Source organism: Bifidobacterium sp. ESL0769 (assembly GCF_029395495.1).
Classification (GTDB): Bacteria; Actinomycetota; Actinomycetes; order Actinomycetales; family Bifidobacteriaceae; genus Bifidobacterium.
The window spans coordinates 1,849,971-1,869,866 of the sequence record NZ_CP113918.1; the positions used below are offsets into that span (position 1 = coordinate 1,849,971).

Sequence of the window (19,896 nt, forward strand, 5' to 3'; positions counted from 1 at the left end):
TTTATGCTGCTACGTGCGTCACTTGACGGTTACGGAGTAGCCTTCCTGCTTGCCGTGGTCGGCGAGCTTCTGGGCATAATTCTCCATGGCCTTCTCCAGAGTGATGCTCTTGCTATACGCCTTGGAGATTTCGTCGCCATAAGCAGTCTGGGCAAACGGGTTGTACGGCAGATACTGGAACTTCTCAACCGGGCGCTGTGCGCCTTCCGCGAGAATCTTATTGACATTCTGACCGCCGAAGTAATCGTTGACCTTCTTGTTAGCAGCGGTGGTCGGATCGGTGAAGGAGCTGGAGTTCAGAATCTTCTTCAAGCTGCTGAACGTGCCGGAATCGGCCATCTGCTGAGCGCCAGCATCATGGGTCATGTAACGCACGAACTTATAGGCCGCAGCCTGCGACTTGCCGGCTTTCGGCACGGCGAGCGCCGAACCGCCATCTTCAGCGGATACCTGCTTGCCGGCTTCCCACTGAGGCAGCGAGCCTACGCGCCAGTTACCCTTCTGATCTGGAGCGCCGGAAATGAGGTTGACCGGCATCCAAGCGCCAATGGTCAGCGAGGCGAGGGTGCCGTCGTTCAGCTCACGGTTCCATTCGTCCGACCAGTTCGCGGTCTTGGTATCGATGAGGTCCTCGTCAATCAGCTTCTGACGGAAGTCGATATAGCGCTTCATGCCCTCATCCTTGGTCATATCGATGGTGATCTTCTCGCCGTCGACCTTCCAAGGCTTTGCGCCGGCCTGCCAAGCCTGCGCGGTGAACGGCTGGTAATCGCCTGAGCTGCCTGAACTGTTGGTGATGTAGGAGCCAGCGGCCTTGACCTTTTTGGCGGCCTCATAGTAATCATCCCAGGTCTTGATGGACTCGCCGTCGACCCCGGCTTTGTCGAAAACAGCTTTGTTATAGAAGAACATCTCAGGGCCAGCGTCGATTGGAAGCGCGTAGGGCTTGGCGTTATATTGCAGCTTGTTCCAAGGACCAGCGGTGAAATCATCGGCCAGCTTATCCGCGCCAAACTGGCTCAGATCCGAAAGGTCACCAGTGACCGCAAACTGCGTAACCGTCGGATCCTCAAGCATCACCACGTCCGGGATGCCTTTCTTGGCCGCGACGGCATTGGTCAACGCGGTGGAGGTTTTCTCGGCGGTTCCAGTGTTATTGAACTTCACGGTGACGCCCGGGTTTTCCTTTTCGAAGTTCGCGATGATCTTCTTCATCGAGTTTCCGGTGTCCCAGCCCCAGAAAACCAAATCGGCCTTGGAGTCAGAGCCCTTGTTCCCTTGGCTGCCCGAACCACATCCTGCCAGACCTACCATCGTCGCCGCAGCGGCTACAACCGCGACTACCTTCTTTACGTTACTCATTTCGGCTCCTTTGCTTGGTGCTGTCATTACATGAGCTTTACTTGGGTTATCTTTCGGTAGAATCGCCTTGATAAGGCGCTTCTCCTTGGATACCCAATTGTTTGGTACAACTGTGTATCAGCTTCAATTTCTATATTACACAGGAGCATCAGTTTGTCAATTCGAGTCGGTATGTCCATTTTATTGTAATACAGTAATTTCTAGCAAAACATATTCAAGAAGAGATTCTGAGCCCTGCCAGTGCTCTTGACAGAACTTTCAACAAAAAGTCGGACACCCCGTGGATTCCCACAGAGTGTCCGACTTGGTTTATTGGTTCGGCCTCAAGCGGCCAATCAAGGGTGATGCAGCATGACCATCATCGAAAAGACGGCAGTTTGAATACCACACGCTTTCGGCGGTATTCGGCGGCTCAACCGCCATCAAACGGCTGGCCAACTTCAGCAGCGGTTGTCGAGGCGATGATACATTTCGGAGATCTCGAGATCGCGCTCGAACTCGCGCGGGGTCGTGTTCTCATCGATGGTCGCCAGCTCGACACCGGCGATGCGGGCGAAGTCCTCCCAGCCCTCACGACCGAAGGAGGTGGTCATGCAGGTGTGATGCGAACCGCCGGCACGCAGCCAGCACTCGGCCGCGGTCTTGAGGCTCGGGCGTGGCTTCCAGAGGCCACGGGCGCACGGTAGCGCCTTCAAGGAACCTTCAGGCTCGACCACATCGACCACGTCCATCAGCAAGCGGAAACGCTCACGCATGTCGGCCATGGAGATGACCGTGGCGGCCTTGTGCGGGGCGACGGTGAAGACCAGACGCACCGGATCAGACTTGTTGCCGATGCCGAGCGGATGAATCTCGAGCTTCGGCTTGGCGATGGTGCCGACCGAGGGCGAGACCTCAAGCATGTGCGAGCCCATGTCCATCTCGTGGCCCGACACGAAGTTATAGGAGTAGTCCTCCATCAAGCTGGAGCCGCCCTCAAGGCCATAGCCCATCACGCTGGCGATACGCACGAGCACCGAGGTCTTCCAGTCGCCTTCGGCGGAGAAGCCATAGCCGTATTCGCTCGGGAGACGCTGGGCACCGACGCCCGGCAGCTGCGGCAGGGTGCCGAGGTCCTCGAAGTTGTCGACGGCGGCGGTGGCGCCGTTGTCCTTCATCATGTTGACCATCGCGGCCTCTTCCTTGGCGGCGATGAACAGCTCTTCATAGCGGGAATCCAAGAGCTCCGGGGCCACGTCGTACTTGGCCTTGTAGTCCTCGATGATGTCTTTGACCTGATCGTCCTTGACCTTCTCGTAGTAGCCGACCAGCTCGTTGACGGCCCAGGTGTTGACCTGCGTGCCGAAGACACGCTCGGCCTCGGTCTTGTCGCCTTCGGTGACGGCGACGTTGCGCATGTTGTCGCCCCAGCGCATCACGCGCATGTTCTGCGACTCGTTCCAACCGGCGCAGGCGCGGACCCAAGTGGCGATTCTCTCGGCGACTTCGGAATCGGTATAGTGGCCGACGACGATCTTGCGCGGGATGCCGAGGCGGGTGACGATATAGCCGAACTCACGGTCGCCGTGGGCGGACTGGTTCAGGTTCATGAAGTCCATGTCGATGGTGTCCCACGGAATCTCCTTGTGGAACTGCGTGTTGAGCTGCAGCAGCGGCTTGGTGAGCACCTCAAGGCCACGAATCCACATCTTGGCCGGCGAGAACGTGTGCATCCATGCGATGACGCCGATGCAGCTGGGGTCGGCGCTGGCTTCGGTCATGAATTGCTTCACACCGTCGGAGGACTTCAGCGTGGGCTTCAGCACCAGCTTGACCGGAATCTTGCCGGTCGCGTTGAGCGCGTCGACGATCTTCGTGGACTGCTCGGCGACCTGACGCAGCGCTTCCTCGCCGTAGAGGTCCTGTGAGCCGACGCCGAACCAGACGGTCTTGCCTTCAAATGGATTTTCGAATGTCATCATTACTTCCTTTTGTTGTGCTTCATTGTTGGGTTAACATTTTTGATTGGTAAGCCTTGACCTGGCTAAGCTTCGGTTCAGCTTTCCAAGTCAATGGTCTTGATGGCGGCCTTCTCAATCGGCAGCGCCTTGGTAAAGCGGGCGAAGAAGTCCTCGAAACCGGCGACATCCTTCGGATCGGGCTCTTCGGTGGTCGATTGGGCATCGGCGAAGACACGCTTGTCGAGGTACTTATCAAGCGGGGTATCTTTGTGCCAGAGGTAATCGGCGAGCACCGCCATACCCCAGGCGCCGCCTTCCGCCGCCGTCGACATGACCTTGATCGGGGTGTCGAACGCAGCGGCAAGAATCTTCTGCGCCACCTTCGGGGTGGTGAAAATGCCGCCGTGACCGACCATCGAGTCGACCTTGACATGCTCGTCCTTGGTCATGATGTCCATGCCGATCTTGACCGGCGAGAACGCGCCGAAAAGTTGGGCACGCATGAAGTTCGCGAGGTTCATGTGACTTTCCGGGCCACGGGCGAAGACCGGACGGCCTTCCTCAAGCCCTGCCAGGAACTCTCCGGAGTAGAAGCAGTAGTTGATGAGCCCGCCTGCGTTGTCATCGGCGTCAGGCCCGATGGCCGTGCGGAACAGCGTGCCATAGAGCGTGCCGGCGTCGAGCGGGGTGCCGATGGCCTTGGCGAATTCGCTGAAGACCTTCATCCAAGCATTCAAATCGGAGGTGAAATTGTTGGCGTGGCTCATGCCGCAGGGGTCGCCCGCCGGGGTCGAGACCAGATCGACTTCGGGGTGCAGACGCTCGAGCGGATGATCGAGCACGACGGAGGCAAAAATCGAGGTTCCAGCCGAGACGTTGCCGGTGCCCACGCGCACAGAATTCGTAGCGACCATACCGGTGCCGGAATCGCCTTCCGGAGGGGCCAGCGGCGTACCGGGTTGCAAGATGCCGCTCGGATCGAGCAGTTTCGCACCCTCGGCTGTCAGTGTTCCCGCATCACTTCCGGCCACCAGCGGGGTGGGCAGCAAATCCTCGATCTTCCAAGGCTGGGCCGCGACTTCCGGAAGCGCCGAGAATTGCGCCAGCATGTGCTGGTTCCAACTGCGGGTTTCCGGATCGATCGGGAACATGCCCGATGCATCGTCGATGCCGAGCACCTTCTTGCCGGTGAGCTTCCAGTGGACATAACCGGCGAGCGTGGTGAAGAACGCGACGTTTGCTACGTGATCTTCCTTATTGAGAACGCACTGATAAAGATGCGCGATTGACCAGCGTTCGGGAATGTTGTACTGGAAAAGTTCGGAAAGCTTTTCGTGTGCATCATGCGTGTTGGAATTGCGCCACGTGCGGAACGGGACGAGCAACTTGCCGTCTTTATCGAAAGCGAGATAGCCGTGCATCATCGCTGAGAAGCCCATCGTGCCGATCTTCGTCAGCTTCTCGCCGTAAGCGTTTTCGACATCATAGGCGAGCGACGCATACGCCGCCTGCAGGCCGGACCACACCTCGTCAAGAGAGTAGGTCCACAGCCCGTTTTCGAGGTGATTTTCCCATCCATGATCGCCGGCGGCAATCGTGGTATACGTGTCATCAATAAGCACGGCCTTGATGCGGGTGGATCCAAATTCGATACCGAGCGAGGTCTTGCCTGCGCGTATCTTCTCCGCTATCGCCGCCACCTGCTCCGTGGTGTCTTTTGCAACTGCCATCGTGATCTAGCTCCTTTACTATCGTCCGGACTGCTGTCTTCGCGCGGAACCGCCTTTGCCTTCGATAAAGCCCATAACCCTATCTGCCGCAACGAGCCATATTCCTCGCTTCTGTAAGCCTCGCATTACCGTCGTTGGTTATATTTTCTACAGTAATGTGAACGCTCACATTTTGCTAAGCATTATTTTACACGTAGCCGTTGCCAACAGGACATCTTCCATAAATCGGACTCATTACGATTGCACGATAAGCCAAGTCAACCCTTAAAACCTTATTCGACCATCCACCGATCATGTGGATAAATCAGACGCGACACGCCCGAGATGTGGATAAGCCATAGCATCCGACCACAATGGTCGTTTTTGGCTCGGTTTACGTCTCAAATTCCCTAAGCTACGAAGAACACGAGGAAAGCGATACACAATATCGATTTATCTAGTGCAGAGTTGAGTTTTAAGTCTAGATTGGGGTTTACTATATGGTTCAAAGGAAGTTACTTGTCAAACAAATAAAGAAGGAAGCCAAAGCAAAAGGGGCTGAGTTTTATCACAGACGACAAGGAGGAAACCACGAAATCTACTATCTGAATAATCGAATGATTCCCATTCCCCGACATAAAGAAATAGCGAAGCATCAAGCGGAAACGATTATGAAAGAAGTCGCAATCGCTCTAGAAAGGAAAGATAAGCAATGAGGCCCAAAAAACTCAAAGCAGGCTACGATGCACACGGCAACAAAACAGTTCACCAGGATAGTTATTCGGTCACTGTCGAACCAGATGAAAAATACTGGTTTCTTACCATTCCCGGTGTCGGGGTGACACAGGCACGGACTTTGAGCGAAGTGGACACCATGGCCCGCGACCTCATCGAAATCATGACAGGAGACCGCAATTTCGCCATCAAGCAGGAAATGAAGTTTCCCGAAGAGGTGGAAGAACATCTCGAGGCCATGAAGCACTACCGCGAGCAGTCCAAGAAGGCGAACACGTTGGCGGCGCAGGAGTCTCGGAAAGCCGCAAAAGGATTGCGACAAGTCGGCCTTACCCTGCGTCAAATCGGTCAGGCCCTAGGGATCTCCTACCAACGCGCAAGCCAACTAGTCAATTGCTAAGTCTTGACTTGCACGAAATTTCATAAAAGTCAAACCAGAAGGGGAAAAATAAAGAAAGCTTGAACTTTGCCCGATAAATTGGCAAATTTGTAATATATTGCCTAAAATCGAGATATGAGAAAGAAAAAGATACCGCAACGACGCGAACTGAACATAGTCATCATTGAAGATGATCCGTTGGCCTTGAACTGCGAAAGGGTTTATCTGAACAACCTGCAGAATTACAACGGATTCCGTCTGCAAGTATGGGGCACCGTCAATCTCAAGGATGGCTTAGAAAAGTGTGCGCACGATACCCATCCGGCCGATGCCGTCATCCTGGAACTTTCGCTTTTGGAAAGGACCAAAAGGAATATTCCACGCGAAATCAAACGACTGCGACCAGATGTTGTGATTATCGGAATTGCTTCGCACATCGAACGCTATACCCGACCATCGGCGAAGTCGCTGCAAGTGCGGTGCGTTGTCAGCAAAGACAAGCTGAATCACGAACTACCGCGAATCATCGATGCCATTTATCGCGAGAAAACACCTCGTCGCCGTTTGCGTGCGGCTGACGGAAGCAAGAAAAGGGGATCATCGTCTGCTCAAGGCGGCAAAGAATCCAGTGGCCAATTGTCTTGTTCTCGCGGGATACCTTATTGTCAAACCACTGTAAAACGCAACGACAAGCCATTGAATGGATTCGCCAGTTCAGATAAAACCAAAAACGCAGCAGAGTTTGCAGCACTCGGGCGGGGCCGAATTCCAACGCCCCGTAATGGGAAATGTTCACAACGAAGTGAAATTTCCCTACGAGAAAGCGATCAAAGAAAACATAACAGGGATTTCTCGGAATCGAGACCCAAAGGCCACGACCTGGCAGCGGAACGGAACCGCATGAAAGCCGCCAAACAGAGGCGTTTACCTGTAGTCCCGCTCACACCCATGGAATTGCGCGTCGTCGAGCTGAGCAGAAAAGGTCTGAAACCTCGCGAAGTCGCAAGGCAGCTCGGCATTTCGGTCAACACGATTTATTCTCATCGAAACCATATCAAGGGCAAATGCCATACGCAGACCTGGACTGGTGCTCTGCTCGTCAGCCAGAGGGCAAACGGGACGAAGTAAATCAGGCGCGAACGGCTTTCCCGCTGTCTCGAGGACGCACAATGCCGATACCAAACGCGAATATAGGCAGGAACAGGCAATCTAATATTTGGCTTGCGAATGCACGAATACAGGTAGGCAGCCAGTTGAGTGCATTGGTTCAGGCAAGTTTGAAACCAAGCTCTCTGGCGGCATCGGTTGGGACGGGGTCCTCGCACCAATAGTCCTCGAGATTCTCGTCAGTGGCAAGCGAACGAATTTCGGCCTGGTCAATGTAGACCTCGCCGCTCAAATGATCCGTCTCGTGCTGGAAAATTCGGGCGGGCCAACCGTGCAGATGTTCCTCGTGCTTGTTGCCGTCCTCGTCCTGCCAGCGGGCGGTGATGTCAAGCCAGCGGCGGCGAACCGCCTGGTAGCCGGCAAAACTCAGGCAGCCTTCGTAGAAACTGCGCTGCTCGCTACCGATGGGTTCGTAAGTCGGGTTGATGATGGCACGGAACGGGAATTCGGCGATTTCGCGCGGGTCGTTCGTATCGTCGATGACTTCGCTATCATCTGAACCGTTTTGCTGATTCGATGAATCCTGGCCGTCTTTGCTACCGACATGTCCTTCAGGATTGTCGTCGACTCCCCTACCGCCAACGCGCACATGATCCTCGACCACGGCGATACGCAGACCCAAGCCAATCTGCGGCGCAGCCAAGCCGACGCCCGGGGCCTCAAGCATCGTCACATGCATCGCTTCGATGAGCTTGGCAAGTGTCCGCTTGCTCAGCTGGCCATCGTATTTGGCGGCGTCCTGGCGTAGCACGGGCTCTCCCATCTGCACGATGGGAAGAATCTTCTCCTTGCCGCCGGTTTTGATGAGCTGCTCGACGGCATGGTTCAATTCGGTGTCGACTTTGGTATTGCGCGAGAACATCAGATCGCCAGCTCCTCCGCGACTACGGCGGCCAGACGCTGGCAGACCTCGTCGGCCTGTTGCTGCGTTTCGGCCTCGACCATCACGCGAACCAACGGCTCGGTGCCGCTCGGGCGAAGCAGTACACGGCCGGTAGCGCCCAGTAGCTTCTCTTCACGAGCGACGGCGTCCTGCACCTTGGCATTGGTAGGCGCAGCCTTCTTGTCGACCTTAGGAACGTTGATCAGCTGCTGCGGCAGTTGCGGGAAATCAACAGCCAATTGCTTCAGCGACTTGCCGGATTTGACGACTTCGTTGCAAAGCGTCAACGCGGTCAAGGTTCCGTCGCCGGTGGTGGCGAATTCGCGGTTGATGACATGGCCAGACTGCTCGCCACCGATAGAATAATCGCCCTTGAGCATTTCCTCAAGAACGTAACGATCGCCGACGTTGGTCTGTACCGTCGAAATGCCCATGTCTTTCAGGGCCAGCTTCAGGCCGAGGTTGCTCATCACCGTGACCACCAACGTGTCGTGATTGAGCTTGCCCTCGCGCTTCTTGGCGCGCGCGAGAATGCCCATCTCCTGATCGCCGTTGACCATGTTGCCGTCCTCGTCCACGGCGAGGCAGCGGTCGGCGTCGCCGTCGAACGCCACGCCCATCGCGGCCCCGGAGGCCTTGACCATGGCCTGCAGCTGCTCGGGGTGGGTGGAACCGGCCTTCTTGTTGATGTTGTAGCCGTCAGGCGAAGCGTTGATGACCAGCACCTCGGCACCGGCGCGACGCAGCGCTTCCGGAGCAACCACCGAAGTTGCACCGTTGGCGCAATCGGCCACAATCTTCAGGCCCTTAAGCGGCTTGGGCTGGGTCTTGTCAGGCGCGATCGGCGCAATGGCCGAGACCAGATGGTCGATATACATATTGGTAGCGGTGTTGATGTCATGGCTTACACGGCCTACGCCGGCGCCAGTCGGGCGATCCCAATCTTTGCCAAGCACCGCTTCGATTTCGTCTTCCTTCTTGTCCGGCAGCTTGAAGCCGCCGCGCGCGAAGAACTTGATGCCGTTGTCGGGCATGGGGTTGTGTGAAGCAGAAATCACCGCCCCCATTTCGACATTGAGTTCGCTGGTCAAGTAGGCCACACCAGGAGTCGGAATGATGCCGGCGTCGATAACGTCAAAACCACCCGCACTCATACCCGCAGCGAGCGCCGAAGCGAGGAAATCACCGGAAACGCGGGTATCACGGCCGATCAACGCACGCCGACGCCCCTCGCGATGTTCCTCCTCGGTGCCGGAGGAATCGCCCAACACGCGCACCGCAGCGTCGCCCAAGTCAAGCGCCAGTCTTGCGGTCAAATCCCTGTTCGCCAGTCCGCGAACACCATCGGTTCCAAACATATTGGGCATAGTGCCACATCCTCCGTTTGCACGAATGTTACTGAGCCTCATCTTACTCAGCGGCCTTCACGAACGCCGCGCACACCCCCAACACTGCCCGATTTCGTCGCATTTCATTTTCTTGACGTTTATACACAACGCCGCTTGCTGCAGAGCAAAATCAGTCTGCGACAAGCGGCGAAAATGTCAATTATTGATGGGGTTCTTCAGATTCGTTTCACAATCACCGGAACCGCCAAGCCACCAAGCTTATTTCAGGCTGGCGTTGTAGGCGCTCACCTTTAGGGCACGACGGGAAGATTCGACGTTGCCGATGACGATGTTGCGCAGGGCGCGGGCGGCATCCTTATGGGATTCCAACCATTCATCGCCTAGGTTCACCAGCTCGGCCGGGTCGGCGTAAGTGGGATAGAGGTCTTCCAACAGCGTTTCGGCCATATGGAAAGTGCGGTTCTCCCAAATCCAATCGACCGTGTCGTAATATTTGGAAGTATACGGAACGGCGAGCTTTCCGGTGAGGTTCGACGAGAAGCCGAGCGCGGCCGCCTCAAGCTGGGAATTGGTGAGAGTCAGGTCGTGAATCGAAGCATCCCACGCCCATGCTTTGGCCTCAGCGGTCGGCACGGAGGCACGGGCACCATAGGCAAATTCGCGATTGTCGGTGGTGTCGCGGAGTTTCAGTTCCGCGTCGATGGCCTCATCATCCATCTCACCGACGGCTGCGAGCGCACGAACCAACACCCAACGCATATTGTTGTCGATTTCAAGACCCTTGAGCTTGAGCGACCCGGAAAGCAGATTCTTGACGTTCGAGATGAAGAGGGCATCGCCCTGCTCGCCATAGCCCAAATAGGCGGTGACGAGTTGGAATTGCTCATCGCTTCCAGCCTCGGCCTCGTTGGCAAGATTCCACAGACCTTCGGCTACATGCTTGTCGACGGCCTCGCGGCGTGCAGGCGCAACATAGTGCGTGGCGGTGGTCTTGAGAGTGCTCAACGCATAGCGGAACGTGGTGGACTCATGTTCGGTGGAGAGCATCTTGAGACTCAGATCGATGAAGCGCTCGGCCGGGAATTCAGCATCGCGGGTCATATCCCAGAATGCCAACCAGATGACGGCGCGAGCCAGGGCGTCGTCGAACTCGAAGAGGTGCTCGGCGGCGAACTCGCGTGACTTCTCATCGAAACGCAGCTTGGTATAGGTCAGATCATCGTCATTTAGGAGGATAAAGTCGGGACGCTTCTTGCCGGCGGCTTCAGCAGCCACGGTGGTTTCGCCGTCGACATCCAGCTCGATCTGGTCGGTACGGGTGACCTTTCCGGTAGCCGCATCGCGGTTGTAGAAGCCGATGGCCATGCGATGGACGCGCAGCACAGGATGCTCGGCCGGAGCGGTCTGGGTAAGAGTCAACGACTTAATGGTGCCGTCGCTGTTTTCTTCAACGTCAGCCGCAATCGTATTGATGCCGGCTTCCTCGAGCCACTGCTTGCTCCAGGTCTTCAAGTCGCGTCCGCTCGCCGCTTCGAGCTCGACCAGCAAGTCGTTCAACGTCGCGTTGTCGTACTTGTGCTTGTTGAGGTAGCTGTTGATGCCCTTGAAGAACTTGTCGCGCCCGACGTAGGCCACGAGTTGCTTCAAGACGGAGCCGCCCTTGGCATAGGTGATGCCGTCGAAGTTCACTTCGGTGTCGTGCAGGTCGTTGATCGGCGCGGTGATGGGGTGGGTGGTCGGCAGCTGGTCCTGGTTGAGGGCCCAGCTCTTCTCGCCTGAGGTGAAGGTGGCCCAGGAATCCTTCCATTCCGTGGCTTCGGCGGTCGACAGGGTCGACATGAACTCGGCGAACGATTCGTTCAGCCACAAATCATTCCACCACTTCATCGTCACCAAATCGCCGAACCACATGTGGGCAAGCTCGTGCAGCACGGTGACCACGCGGCGCTCGGCCAGCGCGTCGGTGACCTTGGAGCCAAAGACGTAGGAGTCGCGGATGGTGACCATGCCGATGTTCTCCATCGCACCGGCGTTGTATTCCGGCACGTAGATCTGGTCGAACTTGGCATACGGGTAGGGCACGCCCCAGGTCTTGGCATAGAAGGCGAAGCCCTTCTTGGTGATGTCGAAGAGGTATTCGGCGTCCTTGGCGAAGTCGTCCTTCAAGGACTGGCGGCAGTACTGCGCCATCGGTACAGTACGACCATCCTCGTTGGCATAGGTGGTGTGCCATTCGGCATACGGGCCGGCGCAGATGGCGGTGAGGTACGAGCTCATCTTCGGCGTGGTCTCGAAAACCCAGCGCTTGGTGGTTTCGGCAGGGTGCGTTCCTAGCGTACCGTCGGCCGTCATTGCATCAAGATTTTCGGTCGACTTGACCGGCATATTGGAGGTGACCAGCCAGGATTGCGGCGCGATGACCTCGAAATCGAAGGTTGCCTTGATATCAGGCTGATCGAAAACGGCGTAGACGCGACGGGCATCCGGTACCTCGAACTGAGAATAAAGATAAACGTTGCCATCGGCAGGATCGACAGAGCGATGCAGGCCCTCGCCGGTGGTCGAATATTGGCAGGAAGAGACGACCTTGAGCGTGTTGTGTTCCTTCAAAGCCGGCAGCTCAACGCGATTGTCTACGTAATACTTCGCCGGATCGAGTTTCTCGCCGTTGAGTTCGATATCGCTGACCTCGTCGGCAATAAGATCGGCAAAGCTTGAAGCACCCGGCTTCGCATCGAAAGTAATCGTTGCAACCGAAGGGAAATTCTTCGGCCCCTTGGTCAAATCCAAATCGACATGATAGCTGACCGGCCCGGTGACAACGGACTTGCGTTCCTCAGCTTCAACACGTGTGAGATTCGCTCCTGGCATTTCGCTCCTTCTATTATTTCATGCATACGGCAGCAACAGCTTGCGCCGCAAAATCAAGAGATTGATTCCATTATGGCAACGGGGCACGTCAGCACCACGCCCACAGCGCACATGCCGAATCGATACTTCTTCGCGCAATACCATGGAGGATGTCCGGCAACGGATTACTCCGCCGCCGGATAATCCCGCCGCGCTACTTATTACAGCGGCACGGTGCTGGCACTACTACATCCTGCTGATTGCGTACAGCAGACAAATCAGCAGAATTGCCGCAGCCACAAGTGAACCAACCTTGCGCACAATCGTGAGCAACACCGTTGTCACGAGCCAGCAGAGCCCAGAGTTCCCGGGCTTGTTTTCATTATCAGGTGCCATTTCTGGCTCCCTTCTTTATTGTATTTCAGCCGACCTTTTGGCCCAAGCCGGTCGCACGTACGTTTTCGGTTCTCCGGTTCAGGGATTGCCCGCCGCATACGCGCGGCATAACCAACGTGACACATCTAGAGATGGATTGCAAATTAAAACAGCGATATCAAGGAAAAATCAAGATTTCTTGATATCGAAATCGAGGAACCTTGAGAAAAGTTGTGGATTCAATGCCTCCGTGATACGCTCGGAATGTCGGTTGAAGCCGGTTCACTTCGGGGCTCATGCCCGGGTCTTCAAAGCTTCGCCTCGTTGGGCTTCATCGACAGGGCGTCTTTCATTTCGTCCTAACTATTGGATTGATTTGTGTGGGTCGCTGGCTTCGGCTGGCGGCCCATACAAGTTTTCAGGGGCAATGTAACGAGTACGCGATGATGTCAACGAAGGCAATTGACAGCCACCAGAGCGAGCATACGATTGAATGGAATGTCGCCCAATTCCTTATGCTGAAAACGAGTATCGAGTAACAAATTGGGTCGTGATGTGATGAACGTGAAGTATGAACGTTCCGGGTGCAAGCAGTTTTTCAAGAAGCATCGCGACGACGAAAAGACCATCAAAAACTGCATCGAAAACGCTTTGGATATGCAGCTGAAAACCGGAATGTCGAAGGTCAAGCGGGCGGTATCGGCTAGGGTCGGCGGGCAATGTGTCTACGAATTTCGCGTCAATCTCAAACGCACGGGTTCGGCACGCGTTGCCTTTATCGTCAAAGACGCGGATACTTTGGGCAAAAGCAGCGACCTTGCAAGTGAAGAAAACAGCGCAGACGTCACCGTGCTTTTTATATCCTCAACGTTGCAAAAAGACGAGTTCACACATCTGCTCGAGCATGACCTGAAAGAGGCCGGACTATGCGACTGATTCCTGTTAAACAGGCATTGAGCATGATGGAGAACGCGGCGACGGCGAAATCGGAGTATAAGAAACTCACGTTTCTGACCGCGAAAAAGGACCGTTCACTCTGCCTCGAACATGACAAAAGTGGCGTTATTCTGCACGAACAAGGCTATCGCGACGAAAGCACGACTTTCAACGTCGGCACCGATTCCGAAGCCACCCGAGAATGCAAGCATGCCGTCAAGCAGGCATTCAAACGCGAATTCCCCCGCAGCCACAAGGTCTACGTTTCTGCAGTGAAATGACAATTTAGATAAACATAAAAAGGCGGCAGATTGCTCCGCCGCCAATCCTGCCTCACTATCCGTTAAAACAATGAGGTGCTGGCACTACTCCATCCTGCTAATCGCATACAGCAAGCAAATTAGCAAAATTGCCGCAGCTACAAGTGAGCCAACCTTTCGCACGATCGTGAGCAACACCGTTGTCACGAGCCAGCAGAGCCCAGAGTTCCCAGGCTTGTTACCTTTATAAGATGCCATTTCTGGCCTCCAACTATTCAGATGTCAGCCGACCTTTTGGTCCAAGCCGGTCGCACGTACGTTTCAGCAATCCATCTCATAGGAATGCCCGCCGCGTACGCGCGGCATAACCAACGTGACACACAACAACTTGAATTGCAAATTAAAACGGCAATATCAAAGAAAAATCAAGATTCCTTGATATCGAAATCTAGAATCTTGAGAAAATTTGAGAATCTGACACTGCTATGATAAATTTGACATGTCAGTTGAAGCCATCTCATCTCGAGGCATTTGCCCGGGTCACTAAAGCTTCGCCTCGTTGGGCTTCATCGGCAGGGCGTTATTACCTTTTCGCCTTAACTATTTGGCTAATTTGTGCGGGTCGCTGGCTTTGCCTAACGGCCCACACAAGTTTTTAACATACGATAATACGTAACAATGTCAATGAATGAATTGTTTATAAATCATAAATTAATTAGACAAAGTTGTATTTAGATATCTGGCATGGTATGTTCGACGTGTCGGTTAAAGCCGGTTCGCTTCGAGGCAATTGCCCGGGTCTTCAAAGCTTCGCCTCGTTGGGCTTCATCGGCAGGGCGCTATTATTTTCACGTCCTAATTGTTGAATGAATTTGTGCGGGTCGCTGGCTTCGGCCGTCAACCCGCATAAGTTTTTAGGACAAAAGCGGCGACCGCCGAAATTCCGGTAGCCACCGCTCTCACTCATTACCTAACAATAGAATCACGCAAGCTCGTATTCTTGCGGATAATGCTGAGCGAGCTGCTTAAGCAACAGATGACGCGCCAACCAGAGAGCGAGGAACGGAAGGGCGAAACCGACGGTGACATCGGAGAGGAAATGGGCGCCCTGCATCATGCGGCTGAACATGACCACCAGTGCGTAGACCAGTGCGATACCGTAGACCATGCTTTCCTTGTTTTTCCAACGCGGATTGACCAAAGCAAGCAGGCAAAGCAACAAAGCGGAACCGGCGAATTGCGAATGGCCGGAGGGGAAGGATTTGATGTTGTCGGCCACCGTCACGGCCGAAAGGTAATGCTTGCCGTTGGGATGATACCACGGCGTGAACAGATCGAGATTGCCTTGCATCGCGCGGAAACGGACGCGACCCCAGATGATTTTGGCGACTTCCAAAACACCCATCGAAACCAGGAACACCGCCACGATCGCGATGCCGGCCCAGCGGTAGCGCTGCTTCAGCTCGTCGGGGATTTTGTAGACGATACAGGCAATCAGAATAGCGACGATGGCCCCGTACGCCACACCGAACAAATGGCAGTATTTATAGCAAAGCGCAAGGCCTACCAATGTCGCGCCAAGATAGACAAGACCGGAAAGTATGAGTTTTGCAAGGTTTTCCCTGACGAATTTGTAGGTCCAGAACACGAGCGCCGCGCCAATCATCAGAACGGTCGCGCCGATGAGCGGTGCCAAACGTTCGAAGAAAGCCGAGAACCCGTTGCCAGGCCGGTAGAGCGCCTGGTCGATGCGCAAATCGGCAAACGTGCCGACAATCAGCAGAACCAGCGCGCCAATCGCAGTGGCAGGAAACAGTTTTTTCATACGTTCATTCCTCGTCATTCGTAAATTCCCCGGCAGGCGCGAAACCTACCGGGGAAATCATATAACAACTTGTTTAGGATTTTCAGAGATAAACTCACCCAAATATCAGCAAGACATCAACAAGCCGAATTCAGCCTCAACTTCAGTCACCGTAGGAGGTGCCGTCGATGACGTCGTGAGCGACGTCGGCGACGACCGGGACAATCATCGGCTTACGGTGAAGCTGACGGGAGACCCAGCTGCCGATGGTACGGCGCATGATCTGCTGGAGCTTGTGGGTGTCGTGGGTGCCATCCATCATCGCGTCCTCGAGCTGCTGGACGATCTGATGACGCACGTTCTCGAATTCACTTTCATCTTCGGGCATCGCGTTCATGTAGACCTTCGGGCCGGAGATGACGTTCTTGGCATCCGTGTCGACCACAGCGAAGGCGGAGACGAAGCCCTCGGTGCCGAGAATCTTGCGCTTCTCGAGCTCTTCGTCGGTAAGCTCGCCAACGGTGTCGCCGTCGACGTAGACATACCCGCACGGCACGGAGCCGACAACCGCAGCCTGACCATGATAGAGATCGACCACATCGCCGTCTTCCGCGAGCACGACGTTCTTCGGATCAACGCCGGTCTTGACGGCCACGAGTCCGTTGGCGACCAAGTGGCGGTTCTCGCCGTGGATCGGCATGACGCACTTGGGCTTCAGGATGTTGTAGAAGTAGGTGAGCTCGCCCTCGTTGGAGTGACCGGAGACGTGAATCTTCGCGTTGTCACGGTTGATGACACGCGCGCCCTTCTGCACGAGCTTGTTGATCAGGCCGTAGACCTCGTTCTCGTTGCCGGGGATGAGGGAGCTGGCCATCACGACGGTGTCGAACTCGTTGATGGTGATGTCGCGGTGGGTGCCGTCGGCGATACGGCCGAGCGCGGCCATCGGCTCGCCCTGCGAACCGGTGCACATGTAGACCAGCTTGTTGTCCTGGATATCCTTGGCCTTCTTCAGGTCGACGACGGTGCCTTCGGGAATGTGCAGATAGCCGAGATCGGCGGCGATGGACATGTTGCGCACCATCGAGCGTCCGACGAAAACGACCTTGCGGCCGACCTTGTGCGCAGCGTCAACGACCTGCTGCACGCGATGGACATGGCTGGAGAAGGAGGCGACGATGATCTTGCGGGTGGCCTCGCTGAAGGCACGCTCGAGCTCGGGGCCGATGGTGCTTTCGGGGCGCACGAAGCCAGGAACCTCGGCGTTGGTGGAATCGACCATCACCAGGTCGACGCCCTTCTCGCCAAGCTTGCCGAATTCGACCAAATCGGTGATGCGATGGTCGATGGGCAGCTGGTCGAGCTTGAAGTCGCCGGTGTCGATGACAGTGCCGGCGGGCGTGTTGATGCACACGGCCAATGCGTCAGGAATCGAGTGGGTGACGGCGACGAATTCGAGGTTGAATGGGCCGACCTTGAGCTTGTCGCGGCCGGTGACCTCGACGCAACGCGGGTTCTGGTGATGCTCCTCGCACTTGGCCTTGACGAAGGCGAGCGTGAGCTTGGAGCCGATCAGCGGGATATCCGGACGCAGGTTCAAGAGGTACGGCACGCCGCCGATGTGGTCTTCGTGGCCATGGGTCAGCACGAGCGCTTCGATGTCGTCGAGCCGGTCCTTGATATAGCTGAAATCAGGAAGGATAAGATCGACACCGGGCTGCTCCTCATCAGGGAAAAGCACGCCACAATCGACCAGCAACAGGTGACCGTTGTATTCGATCACATTCATGTTGCGGCCGATTTCGCCGAGGCCGCCAAGCGGCACGATGCGCATGGAGCCCTTGCGATACTTCGGCGGGGCGATCAGCACGGCGTCCTGGTTGGGAGACGTTCCCGGAGTGCGGGAAACGGCGCGCGGGTTGGAACGACGGCTGTTAGAGCGGTTGCCGCCGCGTCCGCCACGGGAGGAACCGGAAGCGTTGGAACGACGTCCGCCCGAGCGGGAGGAACCGCGGGATTCAGAACGCTTGCTGCTCGTGCGCTTTTCGCCGTTTTTCGTACTGGTCTTAGCACTGCTGCGCTTTGAGGTTTTCTCGGCAGCGGCCTCACTTTTGCGGGCGCGTGCCTTGCTGGCGCTGCCACGACGATGCGTGGTTGGCGCTGTGGTTTTTTCTTCTGTATCTGTCATATCTATTACTGAACTTCTGTTTACTTAGTGTCTGCACCTATGCGCAGACGAGGAATAAAAACAGCGGACGAAAGCCCGTAGCCGCGTAACGCGCCACCGACTTCCCCGCTGTAATGAGTTATGCTTTTGCCCTGCCCGATCGTCAAAACCTTCTTAAAACTAGGCTTCCAAGATACCGGCATCGACCATGCCCTTGTGGGCACGCTCAAATTCCGGCTCCCCTGGCCCGACGTTCGGCAGACGCATCGTGGTCTCATCAAGCCATCCGCGCTCGTGCAGCGCGGCCTTGGCCAAAACTCCCTGGAATCCGGTGCCGTTGATGGCATCGACCAGCGGGGCGAGACGAACCGCAAGGCGCTGGGCCTCGTGGATGTCGCCACGGTCAAACGCATCGGCAAGCTGGCGCATCGGGTTCGATGCGACGTGCGCGATGACCGAAATAACGCCGACAGCACCAATGGAAAGGAACGGCAGGAACAGCGCGTCATCTCCAGAGTACCAAGTCAGGCCGGTTTCCATACGCTTGCGCACGGCACCTGCAATATCCCCCGTCGCATCCTTCACGGCTTTGATATGGTCAAGTTGCGCAAGCCTGCAATAAGTCTCAAGCGTAAGATGCACACCGGTACGTCCGGGAACGTCGTAGACGATAATCGGCTTGTCCGCCGACTCGTTGACCGCCTGATAATGGCGGAAAATGCCCTCTTGCGAAGGACGAGAATAATAAGGAGCGACCACCAGCACCGCATCGGCACCGGCTTCCTGAGTCTGCTCGACCATGCGAACCGTGTGGGCGGTGTCGTTGGAACCCGCACCGGAAATCACCGGCACGTCAACGGCTTCTTTGACAACCTGGACGAGCTTGACTTTCTCGTCCATGTGGGTGACCGGCGACTCACCGGTCGTGCCGTTGACCAACAGGCCATCGGCGCCGGAAGCGACCAGATGCTTGGCCAATGCCGCAGATGCTTCGAAATCAACGGAACCATCATCGTGCATCGGCGTCACCATAGCGGGAATAACCCGGCCGAATGGCGCTGAATCAAGTAGATGCATAGAAGACTCACTCATACCTCAACGCTACTTCTCGGGCGGGACGCTTCGCCCCCGCCTACTCAGAGGTCGAGGAACGCATCGAGGCCGACGGTCAGGCCGGGATGAGTGCCAGAGGCAATGTTACGCACCGCGAGCAGAACGCCGGGCATGAACGAGGCACGATCGAAACTGTCGGCGCGGATGACCAGCTGCTCGCCGGTGTTGCCCAGCAGCACTTCCTCGTGGGCGTTGAGACCCTGCAGGCGCACTGCATGAACGTGCACACCGTCGACGATTTGGCCACGCGAAGCCGCTTCACCCTGAGTGCCATCAGGCATCGGAGCACAACCGGCTTCTTTACGCGCCACGGAAATAGCCTGAGCAGTGTGGATGGCGGTGCCGGAAGGCGCATCGACCTTGTCGGGATGATGCAGCTCGATGACCTCGGCAGAAGTGAAGTACTTGGCGGCCTCGGCGGCAAACTTGTCGGCAAGGACGGCAGAAATGGCGAAGTTCGGCGCGATGAACACAGACTGACCTTCACGCGGGGCCTTGGCGAGTGCGGCTTTGACCTGATCAAGCTTCTCGTCGGTCCAGCCGGTGGTACCGACCACCACGTTCACGCCCTGCGCCACGAGCTTCAACACGTTACCCAGCGACGAGGTCGGGACGGTGAATTCCACAGCCACATCGGTATTGTCCGGCGTAATGGCAGCGATATCGTCGTTCTCGCCGATTTGTTGCGCGATCTCCATATCGTCCGCAGCCTTGACAGCCTCGACCACGCTGCCGCCCATGCGTCCAAGCGCACCAACCACTGAAACTCGAATCATAACAACCCCGCCCTCTCTACATGTTTTATACCTTTATTTATATAGCAACAATACGGCGGCAAGGGAACAACGAGGACTAAGCTGTGAAAAC

16 protein-coding genes are annotated in these 19,896 nt (G+C 56.0%); 5 read left to right on the top strand and 11 right to left on the bottom strand.

Going from position 1 to position 19,896, the window contains the following annotated elements; translation table 11 throughout:
• Nucleotides 1-18: 18 nt before the first annotated feature.
• The 3 genes from OZX72_RS07355 to OZX72_RS07365 form a co-directional block, all read right to left on the bottom strand.
• Complete coding sequence (locus tag OZX72_RS07355) at nt 19-1,362, bottom strand: sugar ABC transporter substrate-binding protein (RefSeq protein WP_277158052.1); 1,344 nt, start codon at nt 1,360-1,362, stop codon at nt 19-21.
• Between the two features lie 440 nt (nt 1,363-1,802).
• Nucleotides 1,803-3,320 (bottom strand): L-arabinose isomerase, encoded by a 1,518-nt coding sequence (gene araA / locus OZX72_RS07360; protein ID WP_277159407.1) that lies wholly within the window; start codon nt 3,318-3,320, stop codon nt 1,803-1,805.
• A gap of 77 nt (nt 3,321-3,397) precedes the next feature.
• Nucleotides 3,398-5,032: an FGGY-family carbohydrate kinase gene (locus OZX72_RS07365; RefSeq protein WP_277158053.1), complete on the bottom strand. Its 1,635-nt coding sequence runs from the start codon at nt 5,030-5,032 to the stop codon at nt 3,398-3,400.
• A 479-nt stretch (nt 5,033-5,511) separates the two neighbouring features.
• Here OZX72_RS07365 and OZX72_RS07370 point away from each other — a divergent pair, with 479 nt between their 5' ends.
• The 3 genes from OZX72_RS07370 to OZX72_RS07380 all read left to right on the top strand — a co-directional run bounded on the left by OZX72_RS07370 (nt 5,512) and on the right by OZX72_RS07380 (nt 7,253).
• Entirely contained in the window at nt 5,512-5,727 is a 216-nt protein-coding gene (locus OZX72_RS07370; protein WP_277158054.1) for a type II toxin-antitoxin system HicA family toxin, read from the top strand.
• Nucleotides 5,724-6,146 (top strand): hypothetical protein, encoded by a 423-nt coding sequence (locus OZX72_RS07375; protein WP_277158056.1) that lies wholly within the window; start codon nt 5,724-5,726, stop codon nt 6,144-6,146. Before OZX72_RS07370 ends, OZX72_RS07375 begins: the two co-directional genes overlap by 4 nt.
• A 114-nt stretch (nt 6,147-6,260) precedes the next feature.
• Nucleotides 6,261-7,253, top strand: coding sequence for a LuxR C-terminal-related transcriptional regulator (locus tag OZX72_RS07380; RefSeq protein ID WP_277158057.1), 993 nt, complete (start codon nt 6,261-6,263; stop codon nt 7,251-7,253).
• Nucleotides 7,254-7,392: 139 nt separating this feature from the next.
• Here OZX72_RS07380 and OZX72_RS07385 read toward each other — a convergent pair whose 3' ends face one another.
• The 3 genes from OZX72_RS07385 to pepN form a co-directional block, all read right to left on the bottom strand.
• Entirely contained in the window at nt 7,393-8,154 is a 762-nt protein-coding gene (locus tag OZX72_RS07385) for a peptide deformylase (protein ID WP_277158058.1), read from the bottom strand.
• Entirely contained in the window at nt 8,154-9,542 is a 1,389-nt protein-coding gene (gene glmM, locus OZX72_RS07390; protein WP_277158059.1) for a phosphoglucosamine mutase, read from the bottom strand. Before glmM ends, OZX72_RS07385 begins: the two co-directional genes overlap by 1 nt.
• Before the next feature lie 240 nt (nt 9,543-9,782).
• Nucleotides 9,783-12,395, bottom strand: a complete 2,613-nt coding sequence (gene pepN, locus OZX72_RS07395; RefSeq protein ID WP_277158060.1) for an aminopeptidase N — start codon at nt 12,393-12,395, stop codon at nt 9,783-9,785.
• Between the two features lie 912 nt (nt 12,396-13,307).
• Here pepN and OZX72_RS07400 point away from each other — a divergent pair.
• Both OZX72_RS07400 and OZX72_RS07405 read left to right on the top strand, forming a co-directional pair.
• Nucleotides 13,308-13,685 (top strand): hypothetical protein, encoded by a 378-nt coding sequence (locus OZX72_RS07400; RefSeq protein ID WP_277158062.1) that lies wholly within the window; start codon nt 13,308-13,310, stop codon nt 13,683-13,685.
• Nucleotides 13,686-13,708: 23 nt separating this feature from the next.
• Nucleotides 13,709-13,966 carry a hypothetical protein gene (locus OZX72_RS07405; protein WP_277158064.1) on the top strand — a complete coding sequence of 86 codons (258 nt, stop codon included), beginning with the start codon at nt 13,709-13,711 and terminating at the stop codon, nt 13,964-13,966.
• Between the two features lie 781 nt (nt 13,967-14,747).
• Here the strand turns inward: OZX72_RS07405 and OZX72_RS07410 are convergent.
• From OZX72_RS07410 to dapB, 5 genes are all read right to left on the bottom strand, one after another.
• Nucleotides 14,748-14,912 (bottom strand): hypothetical protein, encoded by a 165-nt coding sequence (locus tag OZX72_RS07410; protein ID WP_277158065.1) that lies wholly within the window; start codon nt 14,910-14,912, stop codon nt 14,748-14,750.
• A 15-nt stretch (nt 14,913-14,927) separates the two neighbouring features.
• Nucleotides 14,928-15,770, bottom strand: a complete 843-nt coding sequence (locus tag OZX72_RS07415; protein WP_277158066.1) for a phosphatase PAP2 family protein — start codon at nt 15,768-15,770, stop codon at nt 14,928-14,930.
• A gap of 142 nt (nt 15,771-15,912) precedes the next feature.
• A complete protein-coding gene (locus tag OZX72_RS07420; RefSeq protein ID WP_277158067.1) occupies nt 15,913-17,937 on the bottom strand; it encodes a ribonuclease J in 2,025 nt (674 codons plus the stop codon).
• 159 nt (nt 17,938-18,096) lie between these two features.
• Nucleotides 18,097-19,008 carry a 4-hydroxy-tetrahydrodipicolinate synthase gene (gene dapA, locus OZX72_RS07425; RefSeq protein ID WP_277158068.1) on the bottom strand — a complete coding sequence of 304 codons (912 nt, stop codon included), beginning with the start codon at nt 19,006-19,008 and terminating at the stop codon, nt 18,097-18,099.
• 44 nt (nt 19,009-19,052) lie between these two features.
• Complete coding sequence (gene dapB, locus OZX72_RS07430; protein ID WP_277158069.1) at nt 19,053-19,805, bottom strand: 4-hydroxy-tetrahydrodipicolinate reductase; 753 nt, start codon at nt 19,803-19,805, stop codon at nt 19,053-19,055.
• Nucleotides 19,806-19,896: the final 91 nt, after the last annotated feature.

Coding starts and splice junctions, on each gene's coding strand:
- OZX72_RS07380 (WP_277158057.1), top strand. CDS start 6,261: ATGAGAAAGAAAAAGATACCGCAACGACGCGAACTGAACATAGTCATC.
- OZX72_RS07410 (WP_277158065.1), bottom strand. CDS start 14,912: ATGAGTGAGAGCGGTGGCTACCGGAATTTCGGCGGTCGCCGCTTTTGT.
- glmM (WP_277158059.1), bottom strand. CDS start 9,542: ATGCCCAATATGTTTGGAACCGATGGTGTTCGCGGACTGGCGAACAGG.
- OZX72_RS07385 (WP_277158058.1), bottom strand. CDS start 8,154: ATGTTCTCGCGCAATACCAAAGTCGACACCGAATTGAACCATGCCGTC.
- OZX72_RS07365 (WP_277158053.1), bottom strand. CDS start 5,032: ATGGCAGTTGCAAAAGACACCACGGAGCAGGTGGCGGCGATAGCGGAG.
- OZX72_RS07355 (WP_277158052.1), bottom strand. CDS start 1,362: ATGAGTAACGTAAAGAAGGTAGTCGCGGTTGTAGCCGCTGCGGCGACG.
- OZX72_RS07405 (WP_277158064.1), top strand. CDS start 13,709: ATGATGGAGAACGCGGCGACGGCGAAATCGGAGTATAAGAAACTCACG.
- OZX72_RS07400 (WP_277158062.1), top strand. CDS start 13,308: ATGAACGTGAAGTATGAACGTTCCGGGTGCAAGCAGTTTTTCAAGAAG.
- pepN (WP_277158060.1), bottom strand. CDS start 12,395: ATGCCAGGAGCGAATCTCACACGTGTTGAAGCTGAGGAACGCAAGTCC.
- OZX72_RS07415 (WP_277158066.1), bottom strand. CDS start 15,770: ATGAAAAAACTGTTTCCTGCCACTGCGATTGGCGCGCTGGTTCTGCTG.
- OZX72_RS07420 (WP_277158067.1), bottom strand. CDS start 17,937: ATGACAGATACAGAAGAAAAAACCACAGCGCCAACCACGCATCGTCGT.
- araA (WP_277159407.1), bottom strand. CDS start 3,320: ATGACATTCGAAAATCCATTTGAAGGCAAGACCGTCTGGTTCGGCGTC.
- dapB (WP_277158069.1), bottom strand. CDS start 19,805: ATGATTCGAGTTTCAGTGGTTGGTGCGCTTGGACGCATGGGCGGCAGC.
- OZX72_RS07375 (WP_277158056.1), top strand. CDS start 5,724: ATGAGGCCCAAAAAACTCAAAGCAGGCTACGATGCACACGGCAACAAA.
- dapA (WP_277158068.1), bottom strand. CDS start 19,008: ATGAGTGAGTCTTCTATGCATCTACTTGATTCAGCGCCATTCGGCCGG.
- OZX72_RS07370 (WP_277158054.1), top strand. CDS start 5,512: ATGGTTCAAAGGAAGTTACTTGTCAAACAAATAAAGAAGGAAGCCAAA.